22 protein-coding genes are annotated in these 21,379 nt (G+C 37.4%); 17 read left to right on the forward strand and 5 right to left on the reverse strand.

Going from position 1 to position 21,379, the window contains the following annotated elements; all coding sequences use genetic code 11:
• Window positions 1-323, forward strand: a 323-nt coding sequence (locus tag ES765_RS05495) for a transposase (RefSeq protein ID WP_138112035.1), incomplete at its 5' end; no start/stop codon positions are given.
• Here the strand turns inward: ES765_RS05495 and ES765_RS05500 are convergent.
• Window positions 290-514 carry a glycosyltransferase family 2 protein gene (locus ES765_RS05500; RefSeq protein ID WP_138112038.1) on the reverse strand — a complete coding sequence of 75 codons (225 nt, stop codon included), beginning with the start codon at window positions 512-514 and terminating at the stop codon, window positions 290-292. The genes ES765_RS05495 and ES765_RS05500 overlap by 34 nt on opposite strands.
• A gap of 613 nt (window positions 515-1,127) precedes the next feature.
• Here ES765_RS05500 and ES765_RS05505 point away from each other — a divergent pair.
• A complete protein-coding gene (locus ES765_RS05505; RefSeq protein ID WP_138112042.1) occupies window positions 1,128-1,388 on the forward strand; it encodes a hypothetical protein in 261 nt (86 codons plus the stop codon).
• Window positions 1,389-1,577: 189 nt separating this feature from the next.
• Here the strand turns inward: ES765_RS05505 and ES765_RS05510 are convergent, their stop codons facing one another.
• Together ES765_RS05510 and ES765_RS05515 are read right to left on the reverse strand one after the other, a co-directional pair.
• Window positions 1,578-1,913, reverse strand: a complete 336-nt coding sequence (locus tag ES765_RS05510) for a hypothetical protein (RefSeq protein WP_138112045.1) — start codon at window positions 1,911-1,913, stop codon at window positions 1,578-1,580.
• 213 nt (window positions 1,914-2,126) lie between these two features.
• Window positions 2,127-2,645: a hypothetical protein gene (locus tag ES765_RS05515; RefSeq protein WP_138112048.1), complete on the reverse strand. Its 519-nt coding sequence runs from the start codon at window positions 2,643-2,645 to the stop codon at window positions 2,127-2,129.
• Between the two features lie 196 nt (window positions 2,646-2,841).
• On the opposite strand from ES765_RS05515, the gene ES765_RS05520 reads away from it, so the two are divergent.
• Window positions 2,842-3,219 carry a GTPase gene (locus ES765_RS05520; RefSeq protein ID WP_138112051.1) on the forward strand — a complete coding sequence of 126 codons (378 nt, stop codon included), beginning with the start codon at window positions 2,842-2,844 and terminating at the stop codon, window positions 3,217-3,219.
• Window positions 3,220-3,699: 480 nt separating this feature from the next.
• Here ES765_RS05520 and yihA read toward each other — a convergent pair whose 3' ends face one another.
• Both yihA and ES765_RS05530 read right to left on the reverse strand, forming a co-directional pair.
• Window positions 3,700-4,317 carry a ribosome biogenesis GTP-binding protein YihA/YsxC gene (gene yihA, locus ES765_RS05525; RefSeq protein ID WP_138112054.1) on the reverse strand — a complete coding sequence of 206 codons (618 nt, stop codon included), beginning with the start codon at window positions 4,315-4,317 and terminating at the stop codon, window positions 3,700-3,702.
• Between the two features lie 12 nt (window positions 4,318-4,329).
• The gene (locus tag ES765_RS05530; RefSeq protein ID WP_138112057.1) at window positions 4,330-5,094 is read right to left on the reverse strand and encodes an alpha/beta fold hydrolase; all 765 of its coding nucleotides are present in this window, start codon (window positions 5,092-5,094) and stop codon (window positions 4,330-4,332) included.
• Window positions 5,095-5,355: 261 nt separating this feature from the next.
• Here ES765_RS05530 and ES765_RS05535 point away from each other — a divergent pair, with 261 nt between their 5' ends.
• The 14 genes from ES765_RS05535 (at window position 5,356) to ES765_RS05600 (ending at window position 21,364) form a co-directional block, all read left to right on the forward strand.
• A complete protein-coding gene (locus ES765_RS05535; RefSeq protein ID WP_138112061.1) occupies window positions 5,356-5,829 on the forward strand; it encodes a division/cell wall cluster transcriptional repressor MraZ in 474 nt (157 codons plus the stop codon).
• Window positions 5,819-6,721, forward strand: coding sequence for a 16S rRNA (cytosine(1402)-N(4))-methyltransferase RsmH (gene rsmH, locus ES765_RS05540; RefSeq protein WP_138112064.1), 903 nt, complete (start codon window positions 5,819-5,821; stop codon window positions 6,719-6,721). Before ES765_RS05535 ends, rsmH begins: the two co-directional genes overlap by 11 nt.
• 1 nt (window position 6,722) lies before the next feature.
• Window positions 6,723-7,049, forward strand: coding sequence for an FtsL-like putative cell division protein (locus tag ES765_RS05545; RefSeq protein WP_138112396.1), 327 nt, complete (start codon window positions 6,723-6,725; stop codon window positions 7,047-7,049).
• Entirely contained in the window at window positions 7,050-9,056 is a 2,007-nt protein-coding gene (locus ES765_RS05550) for a penicillin-binding protein (protein ID WP_138112067.1), read from the forward strand. It begins immediately after the preceding gene.
• Complete coding sequence (locus ES765_RS05555; RefSeq protein WP_138112070.1) at window positions 9,053-10,516, forward strand: UDP-N-acetylmuramoyl-L-alanyl-D-glutamate--2,6-diaminopimelate ligase; 1,464 nt, start codon at window positions 9,053-9,055, stop codon at window positions 10,514-10,516. Before ES765_RS05550 ends, ES765_RS05555 begins: the two co-directional genes overlap by 4 nt.
• Window positions 10,517-10,548: 32 nt before the next feature.
• The gene (gene mraY / locus ES765_RS05560; protein ID WP_138112073.1) at window positions 10,549-11,769 is read left to right on the forward strand and encodes a phospho-N-acetylmuramoyl-pentapeptide-transferase; all 1,221 of its coding nucleotides are present in this window, start codon (window positions 10,549-10,551) and stop codon (window positions 11,767-11,769) included.
• A gap of 40 nt (window positions 11,770-11,809) precedes the next feature.
• Window positions 11,810-13,201, forward strand: a complete 1,392-nt coding sequence (gene murD / locus ES765_RS05565; RefSeq protein WP_249356252.1) for a UDP-N-acetylmuramoyl-L-alanine--D-glutamate ligase — start codon at window positions 11,810-11,812, stop codon at window positions 13,199-13,201.
• Between the two features lies 1 nt (window position 13,202).
• Window positions 13,203-14,405 (forward strand): FtsW/RodA/SpoVE family cell cycle protein, encoded by a 1,203-nt coding sequence (locus ES765_RS05570; protein WP_138112079.1) that lies wholly within the window; start codon window positions 13,203-13,205, stop codon window positions 14,403-14,405.
• Window positions 14,392-15,480 carry an undecaprenyldiphospho-muramoylpentapeptide beta-N-acetylglucosaminyltransferase gene (gene murG / locus ES765_RS05575; RefSeq protein ID WP_138112082.1) on the forward strand — a complete coding sequence of 363 codons (1,089 nt, stop codon included), beginning with the start codon at window positions 14,392-14,394 and terminating at the stop codon, window positions 15,478-15,480. The genes ES765_RS05570 and murG overlap by 14 nt, the downstream gene beginning before the upstream one ends.
• Window position 15,481: 1 nt before the next feature.
• On the forward strand, window positions 15,482-16,834 hold the full coding sequence (murC, locus tag ES765_RS05580; RefSeq protein ID WP_138112085.1) for a UDP-N-acetylmuramate--L-alanine ligase: 1,353 nt from the start codon (window positions 15,482-15,484) through the stop codon (window positions 16,832-16,834).
• On the forward strand, window positions 16,824-17,543 hold the full coding sequence (locus tag ES765_RS05585; RefSeq protein ID WP_138112087.1) for a cell division protein FtsQ/DivIB: 720 nt from the start codon (window positions 16,824-16,826) through the stop codon (window positions 17,541-17,543). Before murC ends, ES765_RS05585 begins: the two co-directional genes overlap by 11 nt.
• Window positions 17,544-17,549: 6 nt before the next feature.
• Window positions 17,550-18,884 carry a cell division protein FtsA gene (ftsA, locus tag ES765_RS05590; protein ID WP_138112090.1) on the forward strand — a complete coding sequence of 445 codons (1,335 nt, stop codon included), beginning with the start codon at window positions 17,550-17,552 and terminating at the stop codon, window positions 18,882-18,884.
• Between the two features lie 43 nt (window positions 18,885-18,927).
• Window positions 18,928-20,832: a cell division protein FtsZ gene (ftsZ, locus tag ES765_RS05595; protein ID WP_138112093.1), complete on the forward strand. Its 1,905-nt coding sequence runs from the start codon at window positions 18,928-18,930 to the stop codon at window positions 20,830-20,832.
• Window positions 20,833-20,920: 88 nt separating this feature from the next.
• A complete protein-coding gene (locus ES765_RS05600) occupies window positions 20,921-21,364 on the forward strand; it encodes a GatB/YqeY domain-containing protein (RefSeq protein WP_138112095.1) in 444 nt (147 codons plus the stop codon).
• Window positions 21,365-21,379: the final 15 nt, after the last annotated feature.

Genomic DNA, 21,379 nt, shown 5'->3' on the forward strand with positions numbered 1-21,379 from the left:
ATATAAGTACAGATGCAAAAATAGTGACAGATAAATGGAGAGGATATTCACCACTAAAAAAGGACTATGATATCGAACAGAAATTCAGTAACAACGGTAAAAATTTCAAAGAACTGCACATAGTGATTATGCAATTAAAATCTTGGTTAAGAGCAATACCAACTCACGTAAGCAAATGGCACGTACAAGCTTACTTTGATGAATTTTGTTTTAGAATCAACCGCTCTCAATTCAAGCAAAGTATTTTTCATAAAACTATAGAAAGAATGGTCTTAGCGAAACCTATTTATCATAAAGACATAAAACGGATACTAGGCGTATAACTCAAAAAATTTATATTATTGTAGTTGTTACAATAAGAGTTAACAATCTCTTCGCTCTTATCCTTTGATCCATCACTAACTATGATAATTTCATAATCCTTAAAATTTAAATCCTGGTTAAGAAGACTATCAATGCATTTAGAAATATGCTTTTCAACATTATAAACAGGTAAAATTATACTTAGTTTCATTCTGTAATTTAAAGTTAAAGCGAAAATATAAATTCGTTAACGTTTATTAGTTCTACAATTAAATTAAAAGCTATTTTTTTCGTGTTATTAATGCTAATGTTGTTGTATACGGTTCGTTGCGTGTGTAAATAACTAAACTAGCAATCAAATTACAGACCTACCTGCCTGCAGGTAGAAAATAGGCAAGGGTTTTCGTAAGTAGACTTGTACTAGCAATTAATTTTATTAAGTGTTGGTTTATGTATTCCCTTACTTATTTATCGTCGCTCTACGCTAACTTTATAGAATTTAGGAGATTTAAACCCCATCTTCTCTTACATTATATCGAATGCGAATGAGGTTAAAATTCATCATTAACTATTATAAAATCAACTTTTTATCCTGTTCGTCCATGGGTAAAAAGGTGATATCCAAATAACCTCCACTGGCGTTATCATCAGTAACTAATTGAGGTTTTCCTTTGATCATTTCAATAGAGTTTCCATGGATATGTCCTGCAAAAATACCTAGTAGATTTGGAGTAGTAAAAACTTTCTTGTGAAAATTAAATGTTGTTTGAGTATGCCTATTTTTTGGCCATTTAGGACGTCTTTCTAATTCAAAATTACGATCTGTGGCCGCACCCCAATTCGGATTTCCACAACCAAATGAAACCTATTTTACTAGGCCGTATACCTCACAGGATAAAGGGGCGGTGGAAAATAGAAAAGGCGTTATAAGGAGATTCTTCTCTAAAAAAACAGATTTGAGAGAAGTCTCAATCGAAAGAATAAAAGATGTAGAAAGATTGCTAAATTACAGACCCATTAGAAAGTTTAATTATAAGAACCCTATTGAAGTCCTAAAAAGTAAGTCTGTTGCACTTATGGGTTGAACCCAGCGTTGTTCTTCTGTTGCAGAGAAATTATTAAACCAATCAAATATTTATATAGGCTGTGATTAGATGTCAACTATAGTATGTGCCTAATCAATGGGGTCACATTCTGTAGTGTAAACAGCTAAATTAAAATTCAATATATCCGTTAGTAGGTGGTCTCCTGATCTTCCTGCTGCCAGGGATAAATTATTTAGTGAGTTCTTTATGGATTATTTTTCCATTCTTATAATCAATACTAACAGTGAAACAATTCCAGCTACTAACTACAAAAGAATTATTGGATTCAGAAAAAAAATCGTCCCAACTTATCGCATCCTTATTTATTCCTTTATTCCATTGTATAGGATTACAGTAAGTGTCTCCTATTAAAGGAAGTTCTGCAGACCAAATGACATTATTATCTATATCCTTTGCATAAATGTTTGATTTTCCTTTTGGGTAATTGTCAGGGTTTTCACGAACCACTGTAATACTGTCTATTCGTTTACTTTCAAGAATATCTGTATGTATTGCTTTTTCCATAAGTTTTTTAATGTGCTACAATGATTTGTATAAAAGAAGTAGGGATGGTGATAATCTATAAATTTTCGGATGAACCACAAGCCAAATCCTTTGTATGTTGTTTTATTGATTTAAAATCCAAATTAAAAGATTTGGCGACCTCGAAAATATTCCAGAATCATTGAGTTTAGCAACTGCTTGCCCTATTCCTTTATACACTATTGGCAACATTTTTTATTGGTAAACTAATTCACTTGATTTAAAAATTTTAATCCATTTTTCAACAAATTCGTTACTCAATTTTTTATTTTTTACTGCAACAAAATTAGAATAGAGTGAAGAATTGCCTTGGATAATATAATATAATTGAGATTCAGGATTATTGTCGTTTGTAAATCTTGGTGATTCGATTTGAAAAAGTGCCCAATGATTTTTATCTGTTTTGTTCTTCTCAATTACTGTTAATACTGCTTTAGGTGCTGTTTGTTTTGTTTGCTTATAAGTCAAATTAATGTATGTGTCTATTGGTATATTCTTTGCTCCTTTTATTGAAATCATTGTACCAAGAATTTTCCAATTATCAATACTTTCTTTTTTTGGAACTAATTCAATGAAATGCATTTGTTCATTTTCTTGATTTGAGACTATTTCCCATTCATATTCTTCAGGCCAGTTTACTTTTAGATTCTCAATTTTGTTCTGACTGAATAAATTGAGTGAAATAAATAAAATTAAGATTTGTAATATTCTCATTATTTTGTTTTTTAAATTGCCGCCAACAATTGTATAAACATTTCAGGGTACGTTTATTTCTCAAATTAGGGAGTAAACGGTACCCTATTGTACTATTAAAGAATAAAGCTACACTTAGCAATACGACCACACTTACGGGAAACCATAAAATGCGAAAAATCATGTATAGTTTGGGTATTTTTTCGACTAAAAGAGGATGTCAAAAAAATTGCTTTTTATTTATAATGCGAATAGTACTGCGGGGAGTCAACTATTAGATTTCGCCCACAAAATCATAAGTCCCGTTACGTATGATTGTAAGCTCTGTTCCTTAACCTTCGGCACGTTCACTGAGAACAAGCAGTGGAAAGCCTTTCGAAAAACCTTATTGGCTAAAGGCTACGACCTTTCCTTCTTGCATAAAGATGAATTCCAGAAAAGCTATAATAGTAAATTTGGGCCTGCGTTTACCTTTCCGATTATCTTAGTGGAAACAGAGTATGACTTGGAGGTACTGGTGACTACAGCGAAATTGAATGCGATGGAGACGGTCGGTGAGCTGGTGGATGGTTTGTCGTTGTCGGTTGTTCGTTAATCGTTGTTGGATTGTAGTTATATAAAATGTCATTTCGAGTGGTTTTAGGGTGTAGTGTAGCGGAAACTTAAAATTATATCGAGAAGCTATGGAACGCATGATATTTCTCAATACTAATTTTTTCGTACCTCAAAATTCACTCGAAGTGACAGGGTGACCAAAAGCAACTATGGTCATTTCGAGTGGTTTTAGGGTGTAGTGTAGCGGAAACTTAAAATTATATCGAGAAGCTATGGAACGTATGATATTTCTCAATACTAATTTTTTCGTACCTCAAAATTCACTTGAACTGACATTCAGGTATTATTAATATGAAATTTGCCAGAAGTTGGTTGTCCGTTGTTGGAATGTAGTTGTCCGTGTAATATTTTACAGCAAAAGTACTTCGTACTAAAGGTCTTGCCTACAGTTACTGCATGATGAAAATTAGTTCAAGAAAGTCTGTCCACTGGTACTGCTCACTGAACACTAAAAAAACAACTACTTCTTAATCGCTTCAAAAAACTTCTCGTTGATGCTGTCAATATAGTTTAAGAGTTCGTCGCGGCCACTACGGTGGCTAGCGCTGGTGACGAAATGTAGCGGAGCTTCTTCCCACATATCGGCCAGTAGCGTATCTAGGTAGGTTTTAACATCGCGTTCTACGGCCTTAGGTTTTAACTTATCGGCCTTGGTGAAGATAATGGCAAAAGGTATTGCATTTTCGCCCATCCATTGCATAAACTCCATGTCAATGGGTTGTGGCTCGTGGCGAATATCTACCAGCACGAATGAACAAACGAGTTGCTCGCGTTGTAGAAAGTAATTAGTAATGTATTTCTGAAAGGTTTTTTTGTCGCGTTTCGATACACGTGCATACCCATACCCAGGTAAATCGACCAAGAACCAATTTTCATTAATTTTAAAGTGGTTGATAAGTTGCGTTTTTCCGGGTCTACCCGAAGTTTTTGCCAAGCTTTTACGCTCGGTCAACATATTGATTAATGATGATTTTCCCACATTAGAGCGACCAATAAAGGCGTACTCAGGTATAGGCTCATTAGGGCATCGTGCAACATCAGAGTTGCTTATTACAAAGTCGGCCGACTTTATTTTCATCCGTAGAAAATTTTAAAATTTGTTTTTCTCTAACCATGCGTCTAGAATGGTATTGAATTCAACTGGGTGCTCCATCATCGGGGCATGTCCACATTTATCTATCCAAAATAAATCTGAATTCGGCAGCAGTTCATCAAATAGTTCAGCAACATCGGGTGGTGTTACACCATCGTTCTTTCCCCAAATAATACAGGTAGGGGTTTTCATAGCAGGTAAGTCTTGCGCCATATTATGGCGTATTGCACTTTTAGCGATTGCCAAGGTCTTTACTAATTTAACACGGTCATTTACCGTGGCAAAAACCTCGTCTACGATTTCTTTGGTCGCAACCGCAGGATCATAAAATACGTCTTGAGCTTTTTTCTTAATAAACTCATAGTCACCACGCTTAGGGTACCCATCACCCATAGCACTCTCATATAAACCCGAACTACCGGTAATGACCAAGGCCTTTACTTTTTCTGGGTACATTTTAGTGTATAATAGTCCGATATGGCCACCTAAGGAGTTCCCCAAAAGAATAACATCATCAAGCTCTTTATGGTCTATAAATTTTTTGAGGTACTTGGCAAAATTCTTTACCGTTGTTTTCAGCATGGGCATTGAATACAAGGGCAATTCTGGAATTAGCACCTTATAGCCTTTTGGTGGGAAATGGGAGGTTACGCCCTGAAAATTACTTAGCCCACCCATAAGACCGTGAAGGATAATAATGGGTTTACCCTCACCTACTTCTATGTAATTAAACGTGCCGTCGCTGATCATATCGTTTTCCATGAACTCTACTCATCATATTTGCCCAAATATAGGTAATTACCGAGAATAGCAAACAACTCTTTTGATAAGGCGTGTTCACAAATCTTTCTTGATTTCTTTTTTTTAAGAATTATAGGTCAGGTGGTGATTTTTTCTTCAAAAGTGAGTGAAGGTGTTAAAAGGTGTTCAAAAGTGGGGTAATTTATTAACAAAGTGGATTTTAGTGGTAAAATGTGGTAATAATATTTATATATTTGAGTTATATAATAAAAACCAACCATTTTGGATATCTATTTCTTTGGGACATTTAACTGCAAGGCCGATGCCAAAGGGCGTATTATGCTCCCTGTTGCCTTACGGAACCAAGTGGCCCCAATTTTAAAAGATGGTTTTTTTATTAAGAAATCCTACCTCAGTGAATGTTTAGAGTTGTATCCGGCTTATGAGTGGAACAGGGTGATGGCAGAATTGAATGAAAAGAGCAGGTTCGACGAAGAGAACCTACAATTTATAAGAATGTATACGGCAGGCTTGCGTCAGGTTGAAGTAGATGCTACCGGAAGATTGTTAATACCCAAGGATATTATTTCATTGGCAGGCATTTCGAAAGAAGTGGTCATTGCACCGATTGGTAAACGATTGGAGATTTGGGATAAGAAGGCGTATGACGAATCGATTAGCGCTACCAAAGAAGAAAAAGTGAACTTGGCAAAGCGCGTTATGTTGAATGAAAAACCGTCGGAAAATGTATCATAACCCGGTATTGCTGAAAGAATCAGTAGATGGTCTTGATATCAAGGAGAATGGCGTGTATGTTGATGTGACCTTTGGTGGAGGCGGTCACTCTAAAGAAATATTGAAACGATTGGGGGCTGGCGGCAAATTGTTCGCTTTTGATCAAGATGAAGATGCGCAAGCAAATACACTAGGTGATGAACGTTTTGTGCTTATAGCAGAGAATTTTAGGTACATCACTCAATTTTTGAAGTTCTATGGCATTCGGAAAGTAGATGGAATCTTAGCAGATTACGGAGTTTCATCGCATCAGTTCGATCAAGCCGAAAGAGGGTTTTCTACCCGTTTCGATGCAGATTTGGATATGCGGATGAGCAAACGTAATACGCTTTCTGCCTATGAGGTGGTCAATAAATACAGGTATGATGAGTTGCGTAAAGTATTGTTCGATTATGGGGATATACGCAACGCCAACGCCATGGCGAAAGTTATTATAGCAAGTAGGGAAATAGAGGAGATTAGAACGACCGATGCGTTGAAGCAAGCTTTAAAACAGTTTTTGCCAGAGCACAAGCAACATAAGATTTTGGCTCAGATTTATCAGGCGATTCGCATAGAGGTGAATCAAGAGATTGAAGTGATTAAAGAATTTTTAGAGCAGGTGCCAGATTTATTGAAGCCGAATGGCCGGTTGAGTGTTATAAGTTACCACTCGTTAGAAGATCGCTTGGTGAAACGGTTTATACGCGCTGGTCAATTTGAAGGAGAGCCGGAAAAGGATTTTTATGGAAATATAGAGGTACCTATGAGAAAAGTTGGAGGATTGATCATTCCGTCTAGAGAAGAAATAAAACAGAATAACAGAGCACGTAGTGCAAAATTGCGAATAGCAGAGAAAAATGACAAAAAGTAAAATGAAAACGGGGGTCTTAGACCTATTGAAAGGTAAATTTTTGGTAAGCGGAGACGCACCCAAGAATTGGCTGTTCATCATTTTCATTTCCTTTTTGGCAACGGTAATGATTAGTAGCTCGCATAGTGCAGATCAAAAAGTACATGCGATAGCCTTATTGAACGAAGAAGTTAAAGAACTGCGCAACGAGTTTGTCGATATGCGATCAGATGTGCAGCAGTTGAAATTAGAATCGAGCATTACCGGTAAGATTTCTGATAAGGGACTTTATCCTTCAGAAACACCACCACAGAAAATTAGGGTCAAATCTTTAAATGAGAACGAGTAGATGGCCACAACAGACAAAAGCATACTTAAACGACTATATCTTGTAGCGGGCTTTCTTGTGCTCTTTGCTGGTGCTGTCTTATTCAAGTTGGTGTCTATACAGGTGATTGATGGTGAAAAATATAAGGCATTGGCAGAAACACGCACGTCTCACATGTTCACCATTGAGCCGAACAGAGGAAATCTTTATTCTGATGATGGTAGCCTTTTAGCAACGTCGGTATCTAAATACACCGTTCGTTTTGATGCCGTTACTGTAAGCGATGCTGATTTTAAAGAACATGTAAAACCATTATCTGATGCGTTGGCGAAGCAATTCGGTAAAACATCTTCCCATTACCAACAAATACTTAGAAAGGCAAAAGAGCATAAAAACAGGTATACCTTAATAGCACGAAATTTGGACTATTCTGAATATATGACGGTTAAAACTTTTCCGCTTTTTAAGAAAGGTGCTTTTCAAGGAGGTTTGATTATTGAGCAAAAGACAAAACGTGAGCATCCATTAGGGAAAATAGCTGAACGTAGTGTTGGGTATGAGCGTGTAGATAAAGATGGGTACCGTACCCGTGTAGGTATGGAAGGTGCTTTTGGCGAATACCTAAGGGGCGTTGAAGGAAAACGCTTGAAGCAAAAAATAGCCAAAGGGCAGTGGAAACCAATCGGAAATGATAATATTATTGAGCCTAAAGATGGGTATGATGTGTATTCTACCATTGATATCAATATACAGGATATAGCACACCATGCCTTGTTAAGGCAATTGGAGCTCTATAAAGCAGATCATGGTACGGTCATCGTAATGGAAACCAAAACCGGAGAAGTGAAAGCTATTGCTAATCTAGGGCAAACATCAGAAGGTAAATATTACGAGCGTTTGAACTATGCAATTGGTGAATCTCACGAGCCAGGGTCAACATTTAAGTTGATGAATCTGGTAGCGGCCTTAGAAGATAGGGTTGTTGATACCAGTAGCGTGATAGATACTGAAGATGGGACGTGGAAATTATACAATCACAGAATAAGGGACTCTAAACGTGGTGGATATGGGAAAATTTCTGTAGCCAAAGCCTTTGAAGTATCCTCAAATGTAGCGTTTGCTAAAATCATACACAATGGGTATAAGAATAATCCAGAAAAATATGTAAACCGGCTAATGAGCATGGGTATTCATAAGAAATTGGGTCTTCCGGTACGAGGAGAAGGTGTCCCGGTACTTCGATATCCTGGTGATAAAGGATGGTCTGGTCTGTCGTTGGCTCAAATGGCTTATGGGTATGAAATTTCTATGACCCCGTTACAGACGTTAACCTTCTACAATGCGATTGCGAATGATGGAGAAATGATCAAACCAAGACTTTTAAAAGAAGTAAAGGAGTGGAACAAGTCCATCGAAAAATTTGATAAAAAAGTATTGAATCCTGCAATTTGTTCGCAGGCAACCGTAAAAAAGGTACAGCAAATTTTAAAGGATGTGGTTGAGAAGAAACATGGTACAGGTCACGGCATGTATTCAAAAAATTTTTCTATGGCAGGTAAAACGGGTACGACACAAACAAACTATGTGTCTAAAGATCGTAGTAAGTACGAATATATTTCTTCGTTTGCCGGATATTTTCCTGCTGACAACCCCAAGTACTCCTGTATCGTAGTTATTCATAAGCCAGACAAAAGCGTCGGTATTTTTGGTGCAGATGTGGCGGGTCCGGTATTTAAATCCGTAGCACAAAAAGTATATGCCACCTCACCATTGACTAGTGAGGTTGATCTGAGAAATGTACTAATCGCTGGAGGGGAAGATGCCTACCAAGGATATTTTAAAAAGGCACAACAAGAATATTCGCATGTACCTAATGTAAAAGGGATGAGCGGAATGGATGCCGTTGCGATTTTAGAAAATTTAGGAATAGAAGTAGAGGTGAAAGGAAATGGAACCGTAAAACGTCAATCTATCTCCAAAGGAACCGATATCAAAACCGTAAAAAAAATAGTATTAGAATTAATATGAAGCAATTGAAAGACATACTATATGGAGTGAATCTTACCGCAGTTAGTGGTACGACTTCGTGTGGTATAGCTTCAGTATGTTTTAATTCACGACAGGTTAGAAAGGGTGATGCTTTTGTGGCTATAAAAGGCACGTTGACCGATGGTCATAAATACATCGATACAGTAGTTGAGGCAGGTGCACGAGCTATTATTTGTGAGGTATTGCCTGCAAATATGGTAGATGATGTTACCTATGTTGAGGTTGGGAACGGTAATCAGGCCTTGGCGGTAATGGCTTCTAATTATTATGAAAATCCGTCCAAAAATTTAAAATTAGTCGGTGTAACCGGTACCAATGGCAAAACTACCGTATCGAGTTTATTGTATCAGCTATTTAAAAAAGCGGGGTATAAAGTTGGCTTGTTATCTACGATAAAAATTATGGTAGATGAAACCGAATATCCAACAAAGCATACGACACCAGATGCATTGGTGATCAACAAGCATTTAGCGTTAATGAACGATGCTGGTGTTGAGTTCTGCTTTATGGAGGTCAGTTCACACGGTATCCATCAAAAAAGGACTGAAGGTCTTGTTTTTGAGGGAGCGGTTTTTACCAACCTTTCTCACGATCACCTAGATTATCATAAAACGTTTGCCGATTACAGGGATACGAAAAAAATATTGTTCGATCAGTTACCAAAAACAGCTTTTGCCCTTACCAATATAGATGATAAGAACGGCTTGGTCATGCTACAGAATACCAAAGCCAGAAAATATACTTATGCCCTTAAGAATTATGCAGATTTTAGGGCACGGATTTTAGAAAATCAGTTCGATGGTCAGTTGTTGAAAATTAATGAGCATGAGTTGTGGACTAAATTAATCGGACATTTTAATGCCTATAATATGTTGGCGATTTTCGCTACGGCGGACTTATTAGGACTTGAGGAATTGGAAACTTTACGCTTGTTAAGTGAGCTGGATAATGTCGCAGGAAGGTTTCAATATTATATATCAAAAAATAAAATTACAGCTATAGTTGATTATGCCCATACGCCGGACGCCCTTAAAAATGTGCTTGAGACAATCAACACGTTGAGAACTGGAAATGAAAACGTCATCACCGTTGTGGGGTGTGGTGGCGATAGAGACAGATCAAAGCGTCCGGTAATGGGCAATATCGCATCAGAAATGAGCGACAAAATTATTTTCACTTCCGATAATCCAAGAACAGAATCCCCTTCTGAAATTATTGCAGAAATGGAAGCAGGCGTTGAACCACAAAATTTTAAAAAAATACTATCTATTGAAAATAGAGCGCAGGCCATTAAAGCAGCTTGCCAATTGGCAGACGCCAACGATATCATTTTAGTCGCTGGTAAAGGTCATGAGGCCTACCAAGAAACTGATGGTGTTCGAATAGATTTTGACGATTTTAAAATGGTACAAGAAGTACTAATTAGCCTTGATAAGTAACATTGGCCTGAGAATGCCATAATGATAAAACTATGTTAACCTATTTGTTCGAATATTTAGAAAAACAATACCAGTTCCCAGGGGCTTCGCTATTTCAGTTTAGTACGTTTCGTGCGGCCATGGCAATCTTGTTTTCTTTGATTATCGCAACAGCGTTCGGTAAGCGCATCATTCTTTTTTTACAAAAGCAACAAGTTGGGGAAACGATTCGTGATTTAGGTCTTGAGGGTCAACAACAAAAAGCAGGTACGCCTACCATGGGTGGTATCATCATTATACTGGCAACCTTGATTCCGGTGGTGTTATTTGCTCGTTTGGATAATATCTATATCATACTATTAATATTCACCATGTTATGGATGGGTGTTATTGGTTTCTTAGATGATTACATCAAGGTATTTAAAAAGAATAAAGAAGGCCTTAAAGGAAGGTTCAAGGTATTGGGGCAGGTTGTATTAGGTCTTATTGTAGGGGCGGTATTATATTTTCATCCCGAAGTGACCATGCGTGACCATGATAAAACGATTATTACCAGCGAATTTACGGTTGAACAGGTAAAGGGCGTGGAAATTAAGTCTACCATGACCACGGTACCCTTTTTTAAGAACAATGAATTTGATTACGGACACTTAATTGACTGGGCAGGAGATGGAGCACAAGAATATGCTTGGTTGTTGTTTATTCCAATCATCATTTTAATTGTAACAGCAGTATCTAACGGAGCGAACCTAACAGACGGTATTGATGGTCTTGCCGCCGGTACATCTGCCATCATCGTTTTTACCCTAGGTGTTTTTGCCTTGGTATCGGGTAATATCATTTTTTCAGACTATTTGGATATTATGTATATACCACGGGTTGGTGAACTATTGATATTTATCACCGCTTTTGCCGGTGCCTTAATTGGGTTTCTTTGGTACAATACATTTCCTGCCCAAGTTTTTATGGGTGATACAGGTAGTTTGACCATTGGTGGTGTCATCGCTGTAATTGCCATTATCGTACGTAAAGAATTATTGATTCCAATTTTATGCGGAGTATTCTTTGCGGAGTCACTTTCTGTGATTTTGCAAGTAGGTTATTTCAAGTACAGTCGAAATAAATATGGAGAAGGTAGGCGTATATTTTTAATGTCGCCATTGCACCACCACTATCAGAAAAAAGGATATCACGAAAGTAAGATTGTTACACGTTTTTGGATTGTGGGGATATTATTGGCTATCGTAACAGTGGTTACTTTAAAAATTAGATAATCCCATTCCTAGCCCTTCTCAAAAGGAAGGGAATATGAATATGAAAGAGAAGAATGAAAACTTAGGAAAAGAGCGTCCCTTCTTTGGAGGGATTGAGGGAGGACTTTTAGTAGTGCTTGGCGGTGGAGAAAGTGGTGTAGGAACAGCCATTTTAGGATTAAAAAAAGGATATGAAGTTTTTGTATCCGATAAGGGGAGAATAAAAGAGAAGTATAAAAACGTTCTTGAGCATTTTGGAATTGATTGGGAAGAAGAAACACATTCTGAAGACCGCATCTTAAAAGCCGATTTGGTAATGAAGAGTCCGGGGATACCCGATACGATGCCCTTGGTAAAGCAGTTGGTGGAAAAAGGTATTCCAGTAGTATCTGAGATTGAATTTGCATCAACATACACTGATGCTAAAATTATCGGTATTACAGGGAGCAATGGAAAAACTACCACGACCATGTTAACGAACCATATCCTCGCTACAGCAGGATTGAAAGTTGGTATGGCAGGGAATATTGGCGATAGCTATGCGAAAATGGTGGCAGAACATGATTTTGACTATTACGTGCTCGAGATAAGCAGTTTTCAGTTGGACGGTATAGTGAATTTTAAACCGCATATCGCGGTAATCACCAATATAACGCCCGACCATTTAGACCGATACGGATATTCTTTTGAAAACTATATCGCATCGAAATTCAAAATTGCAGAAAATCAAGATGAGAACGATTATTTGATTTATGACGCAGATGATTCGGTAGTGGTAAAGTGGCTCGATGAGCACCCAGTCAAATCAAAATTAATGCCGTTTTCATTGAAAAAGGTATTCGCAGAAGGAGCATTTTTAGAACAAAACAACATTATAATAAAAACAACAACAGACACTATAACCATGATTAAAGACACTTTGGCCTTAGAAGGTCAGCACAATGTAAAGAACACGATGGCAGCTGCCACAATCGCAAAATTGGTTGGTATTCGTAAAGAAACGATACGAGCTTGTGTGTCTAATTTTCAAGGGGCACCGCACCGTTTAGAAAAGGTGTTGAAAATACATCATGTACAGTATATCAACGACTCAAAGGCGACCAATGTAAATGCAGCCTATTATGCTTTAGATAGTGTAAAATCTCCAACGGTATGGATAGTCGGTGGTGTTGATAAGGGAAATGAGTATATGGAGTTAATGCCTTTGGTACGTGAAAAGGTAAAGGCAATTATTTGTCTTGGAGAAGACAATGAGAAAATCAAACACGTTTTTGGTAATGCTGTCGATCTGTTAGTAGAAACTTTCGCTATGGAAGAAGCGGTAAAAGTAGCCTATAAAATTGCAGAGCGTGGAGATACGGTTTTGTTATCACCGGCGTGTGCGAGTTTTGATTTATTTGAAAATTATGAAGATCGCGGAGATCAATTTAAGAACTGTGTAAAAAACCTATAGGGTGTTGGATATATTTCAAAAAATAAAGGGAGATAAAGCCATTTGGGCCATTGCGGCACTACTGGCTCTATTTTCATTTTTACCGGTGTACAGTGCAAGTAGTAATTTGGTATACGTAGTGGGCAATGGTACCACAGCGGGCCATTTAATGAAACATGCTATTCTACTGTTCATGGGTTTTGGAATTATTTATGGGATTCATAAGATACCCACACACTTTTTTAAGGGGCTTTCAATGATTGCCCTACCTATTGTTTTGGTCCTTCTTGTATTTGTTTTGGCGCAAGGCACATCAGACGGCGGCACCAATGATAGTCGGTGGATTCGTATTCCTTTGGTAGGGTTCGGTTTTCAACCCTCTAGCTTGGCAGCGGTAGTATTGATGATTTATGTAGCACGTTATTTCTCAAAAGTGAGGGAAATTAAGGTAACTTTTAAAGAGAGCATATTGCCGTTGTGGCTTCCTGTTTTCTTAGTGGTGATGCTTATTTTGCCTGCTAACTTTTCAACCGCTGGTATTATATTTTCAATGGTGATGATCTTGTGTTTTTTAGGAGGATATCCTTTTAAATATTTACTTGGAATAGTTGGTGCGGGCATACTGTTTCTATCAATTTTTATATTGACAGCTAAAGCATTTCCAGATCTATTTCCGAATAGGGTAGATACATGGATGAGTCGTATCGATAGCTTTTCTAATCCTGAAGATACCGAAGCAAACTATCAAATAGAAAAAGCAAAAATAGCTATTGCAACTGGTGGTATAGTAGGTAAAGGTGCTGGTAAGAGTGTTCAAAAGAACTTTTTACCGCAGAGTTCTTCAGATTTTATTTACGCCATTATTGTAGAGGAATACGGATTGATAGGTGGTTTTGCCTTAATGTTCTTTTACTTGTTTTTACTGTTTCGTATCGTAGTGGTAGCCAATGGCTGTACTACTATTTTTAGTAAATTATTGGTATTAGGTGTTGGGTTGCCCATCGTTTTTCAGGCACTAATTAATATGGCGGTTGCAGTGGAATTGTTTCCTGTTACGGGTCAGAATTTACCACTGATTAGTAGTGGAGGCACATCTAGCTGGATGACCTGTTTGGCCATAGGTATAATATTAAGTGCAAGTAATAAAAGTATAGTGCAGGAGAGTGCTTCTGCAGAGAATATCGATGAGACGAACCCCTTAGAGATTTTAAGTGGGCAATTATAGATTCATCTTATCAGGCGGAGGTACAGGTGGGCATATTTATCCGGCCATAGCCATAGCCAATGAATTGAAGAGAAGGTATCCTGATGCCGAATTTTTATTCGTGGGTGCAAAGAATAGAATGGAAATGGAAAAGGTGCCACAGGCAGGATATGAAATTGAAGGATTGTGGATTACTGGGTTACAGCGGAAACTGACCCTGAAAAATTTAATATTTCCTATAAAATTGATAAGTAGTTTGATTAGAGCGAACAACATCGTAACCAAGTTTAAGCCTCATGCTGTTATAGGTACGGGTGGTTTTGCTAGCGGGCCATTGTTAAAAATAGCAACGATTAAGGGGATACCCTGTTTGTTGCAGGAACAGAATTCATTTGCGGGCATAACAAACAAACTTTTAAAGCATAAGGTGGCAAAAATTTGTGTTGCTTATGATGGTATGGATACATTTTTTCCAAAAGAAAAAATTGTAAAAACCGGAAATCCCGTACGTTCATATTTAGTTGAGTTAAGTACGTCCAAAAATGATGCGTTGGAATATTTTGAACTTAAGCCCACCAAGAAAACACTTTTGGTGTTGGGTGGTAGTTTAGGTGCCAGACGCATCAACCAATTAGTAGCAGATTATTTGTCCTATTTTAAAGAACTGGGCTTGCAAGTGATATGGCAATGTGGAAAAGGATATTACGAAACATATAAAGCGAACCAATCGGAAACTATTAAAGTTCATGCTTTTTTGAATACGATGGATAAGGCCTACGTAGCTGCAGATTTTATTATTTCTCGCGCAGGGGCAGGAGCGGTATCGGAATTATGTTTGGTAGGGAAACCGACATTTTTCATTCCATCACCTGTCGTAGCAGAAGACCACCAGACTAAAAATGCGTTGTCTCTTGTAGGGAATAATGCAGCGATAATGATACGGGAGAAAGATTTAAATGAACAGTTTAAAGCTGAATTTGAAGCAGTATTTAATTCCCTTGATAAACAAGTGCAATTATCTAAGAATAGTAAGGCATTGGCGTTGCCAAATGCTACTTCAGATATCTGTGATGAAATTGAAAAACTATTGAAGTAAAATGAATATAGCGCAAATACATAGGGTGTATTTTATAGGTGTGGGAGGCATAGGTATGTCTGCCCTAGCGCGCTATTTTGCTTTTATAAATAAAACGGTTGCTGGGTACGATAAAACAGAAAGTCTGTTGACCAAAGAATTGTCAAATGCCGGTATCGCCATTCATTACAAAGATGATTTAGAGCAAATACCGAATGAGTTTAGAAATCCTAAAAACACGTTAGTTGTGTACACTCCGGCAGTACCTTCAAGTCATACGGAGTACCAGTATTTCTTGTCAAATGGTTTTGTAATCAAGAAACGATCTGAGGTGCTTGGGCTAATTACGAAAGATTCGTTCTGTTTCGCTGTAGCAGGAACGCATGGTAAAACAACGACGTCAAGTATACTAGCGCATTTGTTAAAAGAGACAGGCGTATCGTTAACGGCATTTTTAGGCGGAATTTCAGAAGATTTTAATAGTAATTTTTTATTGGAGGGAACAGAATATTCTGTGGTAGAAGCAGATGAATTTGATCGTTCATTTTTGCAATTAACACCAAATGTAGCCTGTGTAACCTCTATGGACGCCGATCATTTGGATATTTATGGGGATGCGCAAGAACTCGAAAAAACGTTTGTTGAATTTACGAAACGATTAAAACCAGGCGGAAAATTATTTGTCCGTAATGGGCTGCCTTTAGAAGGGTTGACTTATGGTATTGAAGACAATTCTGATTATTGTATTCGGAACATAACAATAGAACGTGGTACCTACATATTCGATTTGGAGACCCCCGAAGTCACGCTGAAAGGGGTTGAATTTAACAAACCGGGAAGGCATAATTTGCTCAACGGTTTGGTTGCTTTTGCGATGGCGATAGAATCAGGTTCCCCGCCGTATCGCCTTGCTTTAGCTATGGCCACATTTAAAGGAGTGCAAAGGCGTTTTTCTTATCAGATTAAAAATGACGACTTCATTTTTATTGATGATTATGCCCACCACCCAACAGAAATCAATGCAATTTTTGAGGCTATTTCAGAAATGCATCCGAACAAAAAAGTGTTGGCTGTTTTTCAACCGCATCTATTTTCAAGAACTAGAGATTTTGCTGATGATTTTGCAAAGAGCTTGTCAAAATTTGAAAATATCTTGTTGTTAGATATATATCCTGCTCGAGAAGAACCTATTGCAGGAATAGATTCACAATGGCTGTTGGAAAAAATAACCAGTACGAATAGAAAATTAATTTCAAAGGAACAAATCATTGCTCAAATTAAAATTCAAGCCCCAGAGGTTTTAGTAACGATGGGTGCAGGGGATATCGGTTTGGAAGTAATAAAAATCAAAAAGGAAATGTCATATGCGATTTAATTTGAATTTCTTAAAGTTAACGGCCTTGGTTATTATAATCATAGGGTTATATGCGTTTTCTAATGGACGTAATAGTGCTAAAAACGTCACAGGAATGAAGGTGGAATTCGTAGGTGATCAAAATTTATACCTCACTGAAGGTTCGGTTAATAAATTGTTAATACAAAAATATGGTAGCCTTAAAAATGTGCCCAAAGAAAATATAGTTTTGAATACTGTGGAAAAGGCGATTGAGGCTAATGAAATGGTGAAAAGTGCCCAGGTCTATCTAACTATAGACGGTGAGCTTAATTCAAAAATTGTTCAACGCAAACCAATTGGACGCATAGAGGGGAATATTAAGTTTTATTTGGATGATGAAGGGAAAAGAATGCCACTTTCCAACAATCACTCAGCGAGAGTTCCCATAATAACAGGTAATATTAGTGGTAAAAGCCTTGAGGATGTCTATGTCATATTGGAGCATATTAATAAAGACGATTTTTTTCGTAAAACGGTAATCGGTATTCATATCAAAGTTGAAAATAAATATCAATTACGATTAAGGTTAAACAATTTTGTGGTGAACATAGGTGGTATTGAAGATTTGGAGGGGAAGTTCAGCAACTTTAAGGCATTTTATGCCAAAGCGAACAAGGATCAAACCTTGGATGATTATGCAGAAGTTAGTTTAGAATTCAATAACCAGGTGGTGTGCACTAAAATTTAATATAAAATGGAACAAACTAAATATTCAGTCGGTCTAGACATAGGAACAACAAAAATCGTTGCCATTATTGGTAAACAAAATGAATACGATAAGATTGAAATTTTGGGTATCGGAAAGTCCAAAAGTTTGGGGGTACACCGAGGTGTAGTCAATAATATTACACAGACTATAAAATCGATTCAACAGGCAGTTGAAGAGGCAGAAGCTAATTCTGGACTTAAAATAGGTTCGGTTGTGGTAGGTATTGCTGGGCAGCATATTAGAAGTTTACAGCACAGCGATTACATTACCCGTAAAGATTCTGAAGAAGTTATCGATGAGGAGGATGTGGATTCGCTTTGTAATCAAGTGCACAAATTGATTATGTTACCTGGTGAGGAGATTATTCACGTACTGCCACAAGAGTATAAAGTTGATGGGCAAGCAGAAATTCGTGAGCCAATCGGGATGTATGGTGGTCGATTAGAAGCCAATTTTCATGTAGTAGTTGGGCAAGTGGTTTCCATAAAAAATGTAGGCCGATGCATTAAGAGTGCGGGTCTAGATTTAGGTAATATTACATTAGAGCCATTGGCATCATCTGATGCCGTACTGAGCCAAGAAGAAAAAGAAGCGGGTGTAGCTTTAATCGATATAGGAGGTGGTACTACTGATCTTGCTATTTTTAAGGATGGTATCATCAGGCATACAGCGGTTATTCCTTTTGGTGGAGGTGTGATTACAGAAGATATTAAAGAAGGTTGTTCTATCATAGAGAAGCAGGCAGAATTGTTGAAAACAAGGTTTGGCTCTGCATGGCCAGGGGAAAATAGGGAAAATGAAATTGTTTCTATACCAGGTTTACGTGGAAGAGAACCAAAGGAAATATCTTTAAAGAACCTTTCGAAAATTATTCATGCGCGCGTGGTTGAAATCATAGAGCAGGTCTATGTAGAGATAAAGAATTACGGTCATGAGGAGCAAAAGAAAAAATTAATTGCAGGAATTGTTTTAACAGGTGGCGGTAGTCAGTTGAAACATTTGAAGCAATTGGTTGAATATATTACTGGTATGGATACCCGTATCGGTTATCCGAATGAGCATTTGGCGGGTGATTCAGATGAAGAAGTTGCTAGTCCATTATACGCTACTGCAGTTGGTCTTTTAATGAATGCGATTAAAAATCAGGAGAAATTAAAATGTATAAAAGAAGAGATTCACCAAGAAGAGGAAGCGGGGGAATTGGTCTATGCAGATCGTGATACAGAAGCAGCAACCCAAACCCGAATGCATAAAGAGCGTAAATCTGTTTTCGATAAATGGTCTGAAAAGTTAAAGGAATTTTTAGACAACGCAGAGTAAGTAGCATAGAGTAAGAATATACATAACCAGTAATAATTAGAATATGAGCAAGAACAGCGAATTTGATAATATCTCATTTGATCTTCCAAAGAATCAAAGTAACGTTATAAAGGTCATCGGTGTAGGTGGTGGTGGTAGTAATGCCATTAATCACATGTTCCAGGCAGGAATTAACGGAGTTGATTTTGTAATCTGCAATACCGATTCACAGGCTTTGGACAATAGTCCTGTACCTAATAAAATACAATTAGGTATTTCATTAACAGAAGGTTTGGGTGCTGGTGCCAATCCTGAAGTTGGAGAACAGGCTGCAATGGAAAGCATGGAGGAAATTAAATCCATGTTAGATTCTACAACTAAGATGATTTTTATTACTGCAGGTATGGGAGGGGGGACAGGAACTGGTGCTGCCCCAGTCATAGCCAAATTCGCAAAGGAAATGGATGTTCTTACAGTTGGTATCGTTACGATGCCGTTTCAATTCGAAGGTAAGATGCGAGTTGAACAGGCGCAACGAGGTATTGAAAAATTACGTAAGAATGTAGATTCGCTTATTGTTATCAATAACAATAAATTAAGGGAAGTATACGGAAACCTAGGCTTTAAAGCTGGTTTTTCTAAGGCTGATGAAGTTTTAGCAACTGCTGCTAGAGGTATAGCCGAAGTTATCACACACCATTATACTCAAAACATAGATTTACGTGATGCCAAAACGGTACTTTCTAATAGTGGAACAGCCATTATGGGGTCTGCTATTTCGTCTGGGTCTGCAAGAGCGAATGAGGCCATTATGAAAGCTTTAGATTCTCCGTTATTGAATGATAATAAAATACAAGGAGCAAAAAACGTGCTTTTGTTGATAGTTTCTGGAGCACAAGAAATTACTATTGATGAAATAGGTGAGATTAATGATCATATTCAAGTCGAAGCTGGTTATGGAGCAAACATCATTATGGGTGTTGGTGAAGATGAAAGCTTAGGAGAGGCTATTGCCGTAACGGTAATTGCCACGGGTTTTAATATAGAGCAGCAGGATGATATTGTAAATACGGAGTCTAAAAAAATCATTCATACCTTAGAAGACGGTCAGCGGGCCGAGGCAATGTTGCTGTCCAAATCCAAAACGGTGCATGCGTTGGAAATGGATGAAGAAGAGAAGAAAGTTGAACCTGTAAAAAAATATGAGTTTGTAGACGAAGCAGATTTTGATTTGATACCAACGACCAATTATATTAAAAACTTCAATGTTTTTTATGAAGAGGTGGTAGCACATAATGTATCTGACGAAGATTTTGTAATCGTAGATGCAGTAGCATCTTTAAGAGATATTGAGGTAGTTGATCCAGAAATTTTGAAATCGAAGGAAAAGGAAAATCAGGTGTCATTAGGTTTCGATATGCCTTTTAGAAAAGAGGAAAAGGAGAATGTGATTACATTCAATTTGCATGATGAAGTAAAGGATTTGGATGTAAATGATAGTATTGAAATCATACCTGTGTTGGAATACAATAAAAAAGGTGAAAAACGTTATAGCCTAGATGACTATATGCAGTTAGAAAGCAAATTGACCGGTGCAAAGTCAAAGGCCGAAGAATTTGAGCCGAAGATTATTGAAGATGAATTGATATTTGAAAAGAAAACGGAAGCGCCAAAAAGAGATGCGTATCAATCAGACAATCATCTAGACCCCATGGAAACTCCTATTGAAGAATTGTTACGGGACAGAGCTGATGAACGTAGAAGAAAACTTAAGGATTTCAACTACAAGTTTAAGAATAGCACACCAAACAATTACGATGAAAAAAAACCTGCTTATCAAAGGCAAGGTGTCAATCTTAATGATAATCCTAGGGAGAATAAAATTTCAAGAACATCATTGAGTGATGATAGTAATGATGAAATTCAGTTGCGTTCCAATAACTCTTTTTTACATGATAATGTAGACTAGAAATTAAATACTACGCATATTTTAAACCCGAAAATCACTATGGTTTTCGGGTTTATTTTTTATCTTCGCAAACCAATATAAGCAAGCAATGAGTTTACAGCAAAAGGTAATGGAGCAATTGAAATTGGCTATGAAGGCAAAAAATTCAGTAGCACTAGAATCACTTAGAGCTATAAAATCTGCGCTATTGATGGCAAGTACCAGTGGAGGGGGTGAACTTACAGAAGAAGATGAGGTGCAATTGGTGCAAAAATTAGTAAAACAACGAAAAGACAGTGCTACTATTTTTATCGAACAAGGAAGACAGGATCTCGCTGATCCAGAATTAGCACAAATCGCTGTTATCGAACAATTTTTACCAGAACAACTTACAGAAGAAGAAGTGGAGAAAGTTGTAGTACAAACTATTGATGCTACCGGTGCTTCAGGGATGAAGGATATGGGTAAGGTAATGGGTATTGTGTCTAAAGAATTGGCAGGTCAGGCAGATGGCAAATTGATTTCTACTATTGTAAAAAAGAAACTGTCTTAAATTTATAAAACGTTT

Source organism: Maribacter sp. ACAM166 (assembly GCF_005771495.1).
Lineage (GTDB): Bacteria > Bacteroidota > Bacteroidia > Flavobacteriales > Flavobacteriaceae > Maribacter.